Annotated in this window: 11 protein-coding genes and 1 other RNA gene; 8 read left to right on the top strand and 4 right to left on the bottom strand. The window is 31.5% G+C overall.

Going from position 1 to position 12262, the window contains the following annotated elements:
• The first annotated feature begins 50 nt into the window (after positions 1-50).
• Positions 51-1007, top strand: a complete 957-nt coding sequence (locus tag AC3IF2_RS08385) for a C1 family peptidase (protein WP_489166615.1) — start codon at positions 51-53, stop codon at positions 1005-1007.
• Between the two features lie 49 nt (positions 1008-1056).
• Here AC3IF2_RS08385 and fsa read toward each other — a convergent pair whose 3' ends face one another.
• From fsa to ffs, 3 genes are all read right to left on the bottom strand, one after another.
• Entirely contained in the window at positions 1057-1710 is a 654-nt protein-coding gene (gene fsa / locus AC3IF2_RS08390) for a fructose-6-phosphate aldolase (RefSeq protein WP_489166616.1), read from the bottom strand.
• A gap of 86 nt (positions 1711-1796) precedes the next feature.
• Positions 1797-2600, bottom strand: coding sequence for an SDR family oxidoreductase (locus tag AC3IF2_RS08395; RefSeq protein ID WP_489166617.1), 804 nt, complete (start codon positions 2598-2600; stop codon positions 1797-1799).
• Positions 2601-2684: 84 nt separating this feature from the next.
• Positions 2685-2783, bottom strand: an RNA gene (ffs, locus tag AC3IF2_RS08400) — signal recognition particle sRNA small type.
• Positions 2784-2911: 128 nt separating this feature from the next.
• Between ffs and AC3IF2_RS08405 the strand changes: the two genes are divergently transcribed.
• From AC3IF2_RS08405 to AC3IF2_RS08430, 6 genes are all read left to right on the top strand, one after another.
• Complete coding sequence (locus AC3IF2_RS08405; RefSeq protein ID WP_489166618.1) at positions 2912-3433, top strand: DUF4199 domain-containing protein; 522 nt, start codon at positions 2912-2914, stop codon at positions 3431-3433.
• A 12-nt stretch (positions 3434-3445) separates the two neighbouring features.
• The gene (locus tag AC3IF2_RS08410; RefSeq protein ID WP_489166619.1) at positions 3446-4393 is read left to right on the top strand and encodes a glycosyltransferase family 2 protein; all 948 of its coding nucleotides are present in this window, start codon (positions 3446-3448) and stop codon (positions 4391-4393) included.
• Between the two features lie 61 nt (positions 4394-4454).
• Positions 4455-6173 (top strand): phospho-sugar mutase, encoded by a 1719-nt coding sequence (locus AC3IF2_RS08415; protein WP_489166620.1) that lies wholly within the window; start codon positions 4455-4457, stop codon positions 6171-6173.
• The gene (locus tag AC3IF2_RS08420; RefSeq protein WP_489166621.1) at positions 6173-7999 is read left to right on the top strand and encodes an ABC transporter ATP-binding protein; all 1827 of its coding nucleotides are present in this window, start codon (positions 6173-6175) and stop codon (positions 7997-7999) included. The genes AC3IF2_RS08415 and AC3IF2_RS08420 overlap by 1 nt, the downstream gene beginning before the upstream one ends.
• A gap of 10 nt (positions 8000-8009) precedes the next feature.
• Entirely contained in the window at positions 8010-8642 is a 633-nt protein-coding gene (locus AC3IF2_RS08425; protein ID WP_489166622.1) for an NAD(P)H-dependent oxidoreductase, read from the top strand.
• A 7-nt stretch (positions 8643-8649) separates the two neighbouring features.
• Positions 8650-10101: an aminoacyl-histidine dipeptidase gene (locus AC3IF2_RS08430; protein WP_489166623.1), complete on the top strand. Its 1452-nt coding sequence runs from the start codon at positions 8650-8652 to the stop codon at positions 10099-10101.
• 52 nt (positions 10102-10153) lie between these two features.
• On the opposite strand, the gene AC3IF2_RS08435 is transcribed toward AC3IF2_RS08430, so the two are convergent.
• Positions 10154-11473: a DUF937 domain-containing protein gene (locus tag AC3IF2_RS08435; protein ID WP_489166624.1), complete on the bottom strand. Its 1320-nt coding sequence runs from the start codon at positions 11471-11473 to the stop codon at positions 10154-10156.
• A 172-nt stretch (positions 11474-11645) separates the two neighbouring features.
• Between AC3IF2_RS08435 and AC3IF2_RS08440 the strand changes: the two genes are divergently transcribed.
• A complete protein-coding gene (locus AC3IF2_RS08440) occupies positions 11646-12176 on the top strand; it encodes a hypothetical protein (RefSeq protein WP_489166625.1) in 531 nt (176 codons plus the stop codon).
• The last annotated feature ends 86 nt before the right edge of the window (positions 12177-12262 follow it).

Raw genomic sequence — 12262 nt, forward strand, 5'->3', positions numbered from 1 at the left:
AATACTAAAAAAAAAAATTATTACGTTGTATAATATAAAAAATCCTCTTAATGTCTAGAAATTGCATTGTCCTACTTATTTTATTACCCTTTTTTATCTATTCATGTGGAGAAGAAGAATTTGTATGCGAAAACTGTATCGATATTGTTGTAGAAGAAGATAATTCGGAAATTATTCAAGATAATGAGTTAATTTTTATTGATGATGAAGGTAGAAGTTATTCTCTTGGGCTAGATTGTGGAACACCTAATGGTGACTATACTATCATTTCAAATGAGTTTACATTACAAGGCACTATAATACCTGATGATTTACCTAATGAATTTGATTTAAGTAATTTTTTACCTCCAATAGGAAATCAAGGTAAACAAGGTTCTTGTGTGTCTTGGGCGGCTACATATTACATGAAATCAGTGCAAGAAAAAATACAGTTTGATCATGAATATGATGAGACAACAATTATGAGTCCTGCTTATACATATAACCAAATTACTAAAGGTCAATGTGGAGGGACATCCATAACGGCGACTTTAGATATTTTAAAAGGAAAGGGGGCTGTATCATTAGATATATTTCCTTATTTAGAAACTGAATGTCATAAACAACCTACTGATGCAGCTGATGCTTTAGCTGAAAGTGCGAAAATTGATGATTATAAAGTTTTAAGTGGGTTTGATATGGTTGATGAAATGAAAACTTTATTAATAAATAAAACACCTATTATTATTTCAGCAGTGTTAGATCAAGAATTCGGAAAAAAAGATGCTCTTAACTTGACTGCTTATAGAGAACATGATGTTAATTATGAGGGAGCGGGTTGTCATGCTATGCTTGTTGTAGGATATTCTGACATCAATAACGCTTTTAAAGTTGTAAACTCATGGGGAATTGATTGGGGAGATAATGGCTTTGTCTGGATTGATTATAAAGCTTTTGAAAATGTACTAAAACAAGAAGAAAAATTTAGAGTTATTACTGGAGCTTACATTGCTATTGATGCTATTTAAAATAAAAAATCCCGCTCGTGGCAGGATTTAATTTTATTTAATTAAAAGTTTAATTTCCCTTTTTATAATCTGCTAAAAATTTAGCTAAACCTATATCAGTTAATGGATGCTTCAACAGCCCATCAATTGCTTTTAATGGTCCTGTCATTACATCAGCACCAATTTTAGCACAATCCATAATATGCATAGTATGCCTTACAGAAGCAGCAAGAATTTGAGTTTCAAATCCATAGTTGTCATAGATTAAACGAATCTCTTGTATTAAACCTAAACCATCTGTAGACACATCATCTAAACGACCAATAAAAGGGGACATATAAGTGGCTCCAGCTTTAGCAGCTAATAATGCTTGTCCAGCAGAAAAAACTAAGGTTACATTGGTTTTAATTCCTTTATCAGAAAAATATTTACATGCTTTAACACCATCTTTAATCATTGGTATTTTCACAACAATCTGTGGATCTAACTGCGCAAGAGCTTCACCTTCTTTAATCATTTCTTCAAAATCAGTAGCTATTACCTCTGCGCTTACATCTCCATCAACAATTTCACAAATGGCTTTATAATGGTTTAGAATATTTTCTTTACCAGTAATTCCTTCTTTGGCCATTAATGAAGGATTAGTAGTTACACCATCAAGAATACCCATATCTTGAGCTTCTCTAATTTGGTCTAAATTGGCCGTATCTATAAAAAATTTCATTGTGTTATTTTAAGTTGAGCAAATATACTTTGTCGAAAAAGTAGATGCTAATAGATAACGTAGATTTTATTAACATGTTTTACAAGCTATAACTTGTAATGATTCATTAACAACTTCTCGTAAACTTTGTCAGGAAGAACACGCTTTAATACTATAGAAAATTTCTCCATAAAAGCGCCAACTTTATAATGTCCTTTAGGATGTTTAGTATTAATTATTTTATAGACCATTTCTGCCATTATTTCAGGATTCATCCCAGAATCTACATGTGTATCCATTAAAGCTAAGTTCTCTGTATACTTGTTTTTATAAGCAGAATCTTCAAAAACTGGTGTATGATATCTACCAGCCGCAATATTAGTAGCAAAATCTCCTGGAGCAACATTAGTAATGTGTATGCCAAATTCTTTTGTTTCCATTCGTGCAGCTTCTGTTACTAATTCTAAAGCTCCTTTGGTTGCAGAATACATTCCCCGAAAGGGTAAACCCATATAACCCGCTATTGAAGTAACATTGATAATTAATCCAGATTTTTGTTTACGCATTTGTGGTAAAACTGACTTCATTACATCAATAGGACCAAAAAAATTGGTATCAAAAACCTTACGCATCTCTTCGGTTGGTGTATCTTCTATTGGGCCAGTAATGCCCATACCAGCATTATTCACCAAAACATCTATTTTGCCTTCGTTAGAGATAATTGTATTTACAGCATTATTTATTGATTTAACATTAGTAACGTCTAAAGCCAACATGTTGATTTTACCACTTTTTACTTTATCAGGATTACGACTAGTTCCATAAACTATCATTCCTTTATTTAAAAGATATTGGGCTATGCTTTTGCCAATACCAGAGGAAGCACCAGTTATTAAAACAACTTTAGACATAAAAAAGGATTATTTAAAAGCAAATGTAACAAATTGAAGTTTTGTGTTACTAACAAGTGAACTTTAGAAGTTTATGTAAACAAAAAATGGCAAGCGACCTACATCACACCGCTACGACCTAATACCTTTGCTGCATTCCTGCCCTGGAGGATTCAAAGGGAGCTGGTTGTGTAGGACTTGCCGCTGCAAATTTACAACCAATTTCTAATTTTCCTATAGTTTTTGCACTTTTTTAAACAACTCATTAAGCGCAAAAATTAAGTATCTAACACTTAAATAATTATATTTGTTCAACTCAAAAATTTAACACAATGGAAAATCAACAAAACCCAACAAAAAAAATTGCCTTAAACTATGGACTTTATCTAGCATTTGCCTCAATTTTACTACACGTAGCTTTGTTCGCTATGAGTAAACATTTAGAACAAGATTGGAAAATTACAGTTTTAGGTATAGCAATTACTGCTGTACTAATTGTATTAGGTATTAAAAAGTATAAAGAAGCTAATGGTGGTCTATTAACTATAGGGCAAGGTTTAAAAACTGGTATTTCCATTGCTTTAATAAGTATCGTTATTTACATTATTTATACCCAATTATTTTTAAATGTTATTGCTCCAGATACCATGGAACAAGGTATGGAACTTGCTCGTCAAAAACTTGAAGAAAACCCTAATTATAGTGAAGATCAAATTGAGCAAGCTATAGAAATGCAAAAGAAATTTTCTTCGCCTGCAATTTTATCAGCCGTTATGCTAATATTTAGTTTATTCATAGGTTTTGTTATATCTTTGATCGCCTCAGCAGTGATGCAGAAAAAAGAAGAATACTAAACCTAAAAGTATATGAACATATCGGTAGTTATCCCACTACTTAATGAAGAAGAATCTTTAAATGAATTACATGATTGGATTGTACGTGTTATGCAATCCAATCAGTTTTTATACGAAATCATTTTTATCGATGATGGCAGCACAGACAACTCTTGGAAAGTAATTGAAGACCTATCACATAATAATAAAAATGTAAAAGGTATTCGTTTTCAAAAAAACTATGGTAAATCACAAGCTTTACATGCTGGCTTTAAAGAAGCTCAAGGAGAAGTAGTGATTACAATGGATGCTGATTTACAAGATAGCCCAGATGAAATCCCTGAATTATATGATCTCGTTGCAAAAGAAGATTACGATCTTATTTCTGGTTGGAAAAAGAAACGATACGATTCTAAAATAAGAAAAAATCTACCTTCTAAACTTTTTAATGCAGCAGCTAGAAAAACCTCCGGTTTGCATTTACATGATTTTAATTGTGGGTTAAAAGCTTATAAAAAAGAAGTCATTAAAAATGTAGATGTATATGGCGAAATGCATCGCTATATTCCAGTATTGGCTAAAAACGAAGGTTTTAATAAAATAGACGAAAAAGTAGTTCAACACCAGGCTCGAAAATATGGTGCTACTAAGTTTGGTATGGATCGTTTTGTTAATGGTTTTTTAGATTTAATATCCATCTGGTTTTTGTCAAAATTTGGTAAAAGACCTATGCATTTATTTGGTCTTTTAGGAAGCCTAATGTTTATAATTGGGTTTTGTTTCGCTTTATATTTAGGTATCGATAAGTTATTTCTAAATCCAACAGGTAGGTTGATTACCGCTAGACCACAATTTTATATCGCGCTTGTTGCCATGATCTTAGGAACACAATTATTTCTAGCCGGATTTTTAGGTGAACTTATTCTTAGAAGTAGACGAGATAGCGATCGTTATAAAATAAGCAATACGGTTAATTTATAGATTTCTTGAATATCTAAATTAGTATCTTTGCCTGTAATTATTATTAGGAGTAAAATTATATATGGAAAAGAATACTATTTTAGAAAAAGCCGAACAATGGCTCAATCCTACTTTCGATAGAGATACTCAACAAGAAATTCAGACTTTAATAACTAATCAATCTGACGATCTATTTGATAGATTTTATAAAGATCTAGAATTTGGTACTGGAGGTATGAGGGGTGTTATGGGGGCTGGCACTAATAGAATCAATAAATATACGTTAGGTAAATCCACTCAAGGTCTATCTAATTATTTACATAAAAACCTTCCTGCCAAAGAATTAAAAGCAGTTATAGCTTATGATTGCCGTCATAATAGTCAACTTTTTGCTAGTATAGTAGCGGATATTTTTTCGGCTAATAATATCAAAGTCTTTTTGTTTGAAGATCTAAGACCTACGCCAGAATTATCTTTTGCAGTTCGTCATTTAGGGTGTGACGTTGGTATTGTACTAACCGCTTCTCACAACCCGCCAGAATATAATGGTTATAAGGTTTATTGGAATGATGGCGGCCAAATTGTCCCTCCGCAAGATAAAGACATTATTAATGAAGTTAATTCAGTTAATTTTTCAGAAATTAATTTTGATGCGAATCAAAAATTGATTGAAAAAGTAGGTAAAAAAATAGATGAAGCTTTTATAAAAGCTTCGGTTGCTAATGGAACTTTTAATGTTCTAAATAGAGGTAGTTTGAAGATTGTATTTACATCATTGCATGGTACTTCTATTATGTCAATTCCTCAGGCTTTAAAAAAAGCTGGATTTTCTGATGTAAACGTTGTTAAAGAGCAAAAGAAACCAAATGGTGACTTTCCTACTGTAAAATCTCCAAATCCAGAAGAGCCCGAAGCTCTTAAAATGGCAACCGATCTAGCGGATAAAATAAATGCTGATATTGTTATAGGTACAGACCCAGATTCAGATCGATTAGGTATAGCTGTTCGTGATCTAAATAATAATATGGTACTCCTTAACGGGAATCAAACCATGAGTGTTATGACCGATTATCTTATTAAACAATGGTACGAAGAAAACAAATTAAATGGTAATCAATTTGTAGGGTCTACTATCGTTTCTACTGATCTAGTAAAAGAAATTGCTAAAAGTTATAATGTAGAAACTAAAGTAGGATTGACAGGTTTTAAATGGATTGCAAAAATGATCCGCGATTTTAATAACATGGAATTTATTGGCGGTGGCGAAGAAAGCTTTGGTTATATGGTAGGTGATTTTATTAGAGATAAAGATGCTGTTACAGCAACATTATTAGCTTGTGAAATTGCTGCTAATGCAAAAAATAACAATTCAACTTTTTACAAAGAATTATTAAACCTTTATTTAAAACATGGTTTTTATAAAGAACATTTAGTGTCTTTTGTAAAGAAAGGTGCTAATGGTGCTCAAGAAATTCAACAGATGATGACAGAAATGCGTAATAACCCTATTACAACTATTGATGATTCTAAAGTTGAATTTTTATATGATTATCAAACTTCTATCTGTCAAAATTTACTAAATGGCAAAAAAACTGACATTGATCTGCCAAAATCGAACGTTTTAATCTATCAAACAGAAGATGGTACTAAAGTTGCTGCCAGACCTAGTGGAACAGAACCTAAAATTAAATTCTATTTTAGTGTAAATCTTCCACTACATGATTTAGAGCAAGTAATGCCTACTGAACGATTATTGGATCAGAAGATAGAGCGCATTATAAAAGAACTGAAGTTAGATTAATGAATTATTTTAAAAAGATAATCCGCTTTGCACTCCCTTACAAAGTTTATGGTATTCTAAATATTGTTTGTAATATTTTTTATGCGCTGTTTAGTGCTTTATCTTTTATGGCATTGATACCTATGCTAGATATTTTATTTGAAAAAGATAAAGTTAAACCGTTAGTGAAACCAGTCTACCAAGGTGTTTCTAACTTAAAAGATTATTATAAAGATTATCTGGCATATCAGGTCAATTTATTTGCAGAGAATGATGCTTCAAAAGCATTGTTATTAGTTATAAGTTTAGTGATTATACTTTTCTTATTAAAAAATGTATTTAATTACTTAGCCATGTATTTTATTACATTTTTACGAAATGGAGTGCTAAAAGATTTGAGGAATGTATTGTACAAAAAGACAGTAGAGCTACCTCTTTCCTATTTTTCAGAAAAAAGAAAAGGAGATATTATGGCACGTATTGGTACCGATGTGCTAGAAATTCAACATTCATTTTTGTCAATCCTTGAATTAATTGTTAGAGAACCACTTACTATTATTTTTACTATAATTATGATGCTTATAATTAGTGTCAAGCTTACCATTTTTGTGTTTATTTTTATTCCTATTTCTGGATTTATTATTTCAAGCATTGGTAAACAATTAAAAAAACATTCAGACAAGGTTCAAAAAGAGCAAGGTACTTTTTTATCAACTTTAGAAGAAACTTTAAGCGGTTTACGAATTATTAAAGGTTTTAATGCTCAGAAAAAATTTAATCATAAATTTCAAGAATCTACTTCTAGATTCAATCGTTTTTCAAATAGTTTGTTAAATCGTCAGAATTTAGCGTCACCAACCAGTGAATTTTTAGGCATTGCTGTTATTGCAATTTTGCTATGGTATGGAGGTCGTATGGTACTTATAGATGGTTCTTTAGATGGAAGTTCTTTTATAGCTTATATGGGTTTAGCATATAATATTTTAACTCCTGCTAAAGCAATATCAAAAGCATCTTATGGTGTCAAAAGAGGTAACGCTGCGGCTGAAAGAGTTTTAGAAATTATAGAAACCGAAAACCCCTTAAAAGATAAACCAAAAGCAATTGACAAATCCAGTTTTGATAAAGAAATTAAGTTTGAAAACATATCTTTTAAGTACGAAGATGAATATGTTTTAGATGATTTTTCACTCACTATTCCTAAAGGAAAAATGGTGGCGTTGGTAGGGCAATCTGGTAGCGGTAAATCTACACTTGCAAACTTAATTACTCGATTTTATGACATAAATAAAGGGAAAATTTTAATAGATGACATAGACATCAGAGATTTAACCAAAGCTTCTCTTAGAGATCAATTGGGTATTGTTACACAAGACGCTATTCTATTTAATGATACTGTAAAAAATAATATTCTTTTAGGTGTGGAATCTGCTTCAGATAAACAAATTATTGAAGCCTTAAAAATTGCCAATGCTTGGGAATTTGTAAAAGATTTACCTCAAGGAATTAATACTAATATTGGTGATAGTGGAAACAAGCTTTCTGGTGGCCAAAAACAACGATTAAGCATCGCTAGAGCGGTACTAAAGAATCCTCCAATTATGATCTTAGATGAAGCTACCTCAGCTTTAGATACCGAATCTGAACGATTGGTTCAAGATGCTCTAGAAAAAATGATGCGGAACAGAACTTCAGTGGTTATAGCACATAGATTATCAACCATTCAAAAAGCTGATACAATTGTTGTAATGCAAAAAGGAAAAATAGTCGAACAAGGCAAGCATGATGAATTATTAGCCAAAAATGGTATCTACAAAAAATTGGTAGATATGCAATCTCTTGCATAAAACTTATTAGATGAATATTATAGAAAGTTTAGAATGGCGTTACGCTTGTAAAAAGTTTGATGAATCTAAGTATTTATCTAATAATCAAATAGAAATATTAGCAAAAGCTTTTAACCTTACAGCTACTTCTTTTGGATTACAACCCATAAAATTATTGATAATTAAAGATAAAAAATTACAAAAACAGTTGGTTCCTTTTTCATTTGATCAAGAACAAGTTTATAATGCCTCACATTTATTGGTTATTTGTATTCAAGATTATTTTACATTAGATGATATTGATGCCTATTTTGATCTAGAAAAAGAAATTAGAGGAACTTCCGAAGAAATTCTAAAACCTTACCGTAAACAATTAAAAGATATTTTTATTAATAAATCAACAATAGAGAAGCAGAAATCGGCCATAAATCAAGCATATATAGCTCTAGGAAATTTAATGACCGTATGTGCTTTAGAAAAAATTGATGCTTGCCCAATGGAAGGATTTATCGCTCAAAAATATGATGAAATTTTAAACCTACGTGAGCAAAATTTGAAATCAGTTTTACTACTACCAGTAGGATTTAGATCAGAAGATGATTTTATGAGTACCTTAAAAAAGGTGAGAAAACCAATAAACCAAACAGTTATAAAAATTCAATAATAATTATATGAATTCTGAAATAAGAAACCTAGAACCTAATATATTGTGGAACAAGTTTGCTGATTTAAATGCTGTACCTCGTGCTTCAAAAAAAGAAGAACGCATCATTAAATTCATGGTCGATTTTGGCGAAAATTTAGGTTTAGATACCCAAGTCGATGGTGTAGGTAATGTTATTATTAAAAAACCTGCGACAAAAGGCATGGAAGATCGAAAAACCATTGTAATGCAATCACATTTAGACATGGTACATCAAAAAAATAATGATACTATTTTCGATTTCGACACACAGGGCATAGAAATGTATGTTGATAATGATTGGGTAAAAGCAAAAGGTACTACTCTTGGTGCAGATAATGGTTTGGGTGTTGCAACTATTATGGCAATTTTAGAATCAAATGACATTACACATCCTGCTATAGAGGCACTCTTTACTATAGACGAAGAAACAGGAATGACTGGCGCAATGGGGTTAGAAGGTGGTTTGCTTGAAGGTGAAATTCTTTTAAATCTAGATACTGAAGATGATGATGAAATTGGTGTGGGCTGTGCCGGCGGTATAGATATTACTACCACAAAATCATATTCTCCACAAGATGTAACACAAGATGTTTCGGCATATAAAATTTCTGTAAAAGGATTACAAGGTGGTCATTCTGGTATGGATATTCATAAAGATTTTGGTAATGCAAATAAAATGATGAATCGTATTTTATTTGCACTGAACGATTTGATAAATATTTCTGAAATTGATGGTGGTAGTTTACGTAACGCTATACCAAGAGAAAGTAATGCAATAATTGTTACTGAAAAACCAGAAATTTTAGAAGAAGAATTTTACACAATTGCCAAAGCAATTATTGATGAATATAGTTCTATAGAAGAAGATATAGAAATTGATCTTGAAGAATGTATGCAACCAGAAACAATTTTATCTAAACAAGATCAAAATACACTATTAAAAGCTGTGTATGCTACTCATAATGGTGTTTTTAGAATGAGTCCAGACATTGAAGATCTGGTTGAAACATCTAATAACGTAGCTCGCGTTTTGGTAAAAGATGGTGAAATAAAGATTCTATGCTTAACACGAAGCTCTATTGAATCTGGTAAGATGGATTTGGCTTACTCAATAAAATCAGGATTTGAGTTAGCGGGATTTGAAGTTGAACTATCAGGATCATATCCCGGTTGGAAACCAAATCCTAATTCTCCAATACTAAAAGTGCTAAAAAATATCTATGTAGATATGTTCAATGAAGAGCCAAATGTATTAGCATGTCATGCAGGTCTTGAATGCGGTATCTTAGGAACAAATTACCCTAATATGGATATGATTTCATTTGGACCTACTATTAAAGGAGCACATTCTCCAGATGAACGTGCAAACATCAGTTCATCGCAAAAATATTGGAAATATGTTCTAGAAATTTTGAAGAACATACCAGAAAAGAAATAATAAAAGCAGCCAATTGGCTGCTTTTATTTTAATGAACATATATATCTTCAAGTTATTTTTTTGTTACGCGAACAGAAACACGTCTATTTTGTTGTCTTCCTTCCTCTGTATTATTATCAGCAATTGGGTGTTCTTCTCCATAACCCTCAGCAGATAATCTAGATGCATCTACACCTCTACCTATTAAAGCTGTCATAACAGCTGTTGCTCTATTAGCAGATAATGTTTTATTAGCAGTTGGGTCCCCGGTATTATCTGTATAACCACCGATTTTAATATTTACATTAGGATAAGCGTTTAAAATTGAAGTTAAACTTTCTATTTGTTTTACTGACCTATCGTCAAGTTCAGCAGAACCTGTTTTAAATAATATCCTACGCATTTCAAACCAAGTATCTTTATCAACAGCTTTATTACTATCTATAAAATCAATTAGTTTCATTTCAACTCCTTTTGAAGGAACTATTATTTCCACTCCATTTTGTAATTTTCTTTTCAAGAATTCTCCAAGATCTTCAAAGCCTTTTACTGTTTTACCAACTAAATCTTCACCAGCATTGTAGATAGCATTCATATCATCTACAACATTAGATGCTGCTTCCTCTATGCCTTCTTTAACGTCTGTGGTAACTTCTTCAACCTTGTCTTCAACATCTTTAGCATCATTTTCACAATTTCTTAATAAATAAATAGCCAATAATCCTAGACCTATCAGAAGTATCCATGGTAACCACTTATTACTTCCTCTTTTAACATCTCTTTCTATGTCATCTACTGCATCTGAAACCGTTTCTCGAGCATCAGAAAAAGAATCTACAGCAAGGTTATCTAATGATCCTACACCCAATGTTCCTAATAATTTATCCATAAAACCAGATGGCGCGGCTTTCTTTAGGTTATTCTTCTGACCAGACAATAATTTTGTAAGTGCGCTTACTCCGCCATTAGCTATTTTCTTTCTAACAATAGCCATAAGTACTGGTAAAGCCATTTTTAGCAAACCAGATGAGGAACCTTTTTTTAATCCAACAGCATTACCAATAAGATCAGTAATACCATCAAGTTTATCTCCAAAAAGCGAACCTAATAGGTTTCCGCTGAGATCTAATAAACTATTATTAGAGCCTCCAAAAAGGTCACCAATATTATCTAAAATACCACCACCAAATTCGGAGCGTGTTACCATATTTAATAAGTCGGATGCTCCAGATTGTGTATTGGCCTTGTTCATTAAACCACCCATAAGAGCAGGTAGAACATGTTCTAAGCCAGATTGAGTTGCTTCGCTGCTTTCTCCAAAAAAAGAAGCAGCCTTACCTACCACAGCATCAGTAAGATAGTCTTTGGCAAGATCGAATAAATTTACAGACATAATTTTTAGTTTTTTGATTGTTTCACGTAAAGTTATTTAAATAATAAGTAGAAAACAATTATAAAATTGAATTTTCTCAAAAATTTTAATAAAAAAAATGAATATTTACAAGCTTTTAAAATATAATATTTGACGTTTTTTGCGTTATTACTTAAATACTTAAAATATAAAAATGAAAGTTTTAAAAGCCTTAATAATAATTTGTACATCCATCTTATTCATTTCCTGTAGTACAAGTGATGATTCACCAAATGAGCAACCTGTTCAGAGTGATCTAGTAGGAACATGGGATTTAACTGAATTAAGTATTGACGGGACTGCTAATATTTCAGGTATCCCAATTGGTATCCCTGTAAAAGGTAACGGTAAAGATCTAAATGCAAAAATTGTTCTTACTGAACAACCAAATAATATTACTGCTTCAGGTAATTTTGTTATTGAGGTAATTGTAGATGTACCAGGTAGCGTTGTAACACAAGATATTCCTTTTAATTTAGACGTTTTAGTAGGTAATGGAACTTGGTCATTAAATAATAATGGAGAATTTATTATCACAGATAACGTTGGCTCTCAAACATTTGATATTAGAGAATTTAGCGGTTCTATTTTAAAATTAAGAACCCTAGAAGAAGTTCCCGTTCCATATAATGGCACTACCATTTTGGTAGATGCTACTATAGATATGACTTTACAAAAACAATAAATAGTTACACAAAGCCAAGCTTAAAAAGAGAAAATTTTTTCCTCTTTTTTTTATTTGTCAGAATTTTTAGACTTCGTACTTTTGGC

The organism is Maritimimonas rapanae (genome assembly GCF_057837205.1).

Bases quoted from the DNA above. Each gene is read 5' to 3' on its own strand.
- AC3IF2_RS08415 (WP_489166620.1), top strand. From the start codon at position 4,455: ATGGAAAAGAATACTATTTTAGAAAAAGCCGAACAATGGCTCAATCCT.
- AC3IF2_RS08425 (WP_489166622.1), top strand. From the start codon at position 8,010: ATGAATATTATAGAAAGTTTAGAATGGCGTTACGCTTGTAAAAAGTTT.
- AC3IF2_RS08440 (WP_489166625.1), top strand. From the start codon at position 11,646: ATGAAAGTTTTAAAAGCCTTAATAATAATTTGTACATCCATCTTATTC.
- AC3IF2_RS08430 (WP_489166623.1), top strand. From the start codon at position 8,650: ATGAATTCTGAAATAAGAAACCTAGAACCTAATATATTGTGGAACAAG.
- AC3IF2_RS08385 (WP_489166615.1), top strand. From the start codon at position 51: ATGTCTAGAAATTGCATTGTCCTACTTATTTTATTACCCTTTTTTATC.
- fsa (WP_489166616.1), bottom strand. From the start codon at position 1,710: ATGAAATTTTTTATAGATACGGCCAATTTAGACCAAATTAGAGAAGCT.
- AC3IF2_RS08410 (WP_489166619.1), top strand. From the start codon at position 3,446: ATGAACATATCGGTAGTTATCCCACTACTTAATGAAGAAGAATCTTTA.
- AC3IF2_RS08405 (WP_489166618.1), top strand. From the start codon at position 2,912: ATGGAAAATCAACAAAACCCAACAAAAAAAATTGCCTTAAACTATGGA.
- AC3IF2_RS08420 (WP_489166621.1), top strand. From the start codon at position 6,173: ATGAATTATTTTAAAAAGATAATCCGCTTTGCACTCCCTTACAAAGTT.
- AC3IF2_RS08435 (WP_489166624.1), bottom strand. From the start codon at position 11,473: ATGTCTGTAAATTTATTCGATCTTGCCAAAGACTATCTTACTGATGCT.
- AC3IF2_RS08395 (WP_489166617.1), bottom strand. From the start codon at position 2,600: ATGTCTAAAGTTGTTTTAATAACTGGTGCTTCCTCTGGTATTGGCAAA.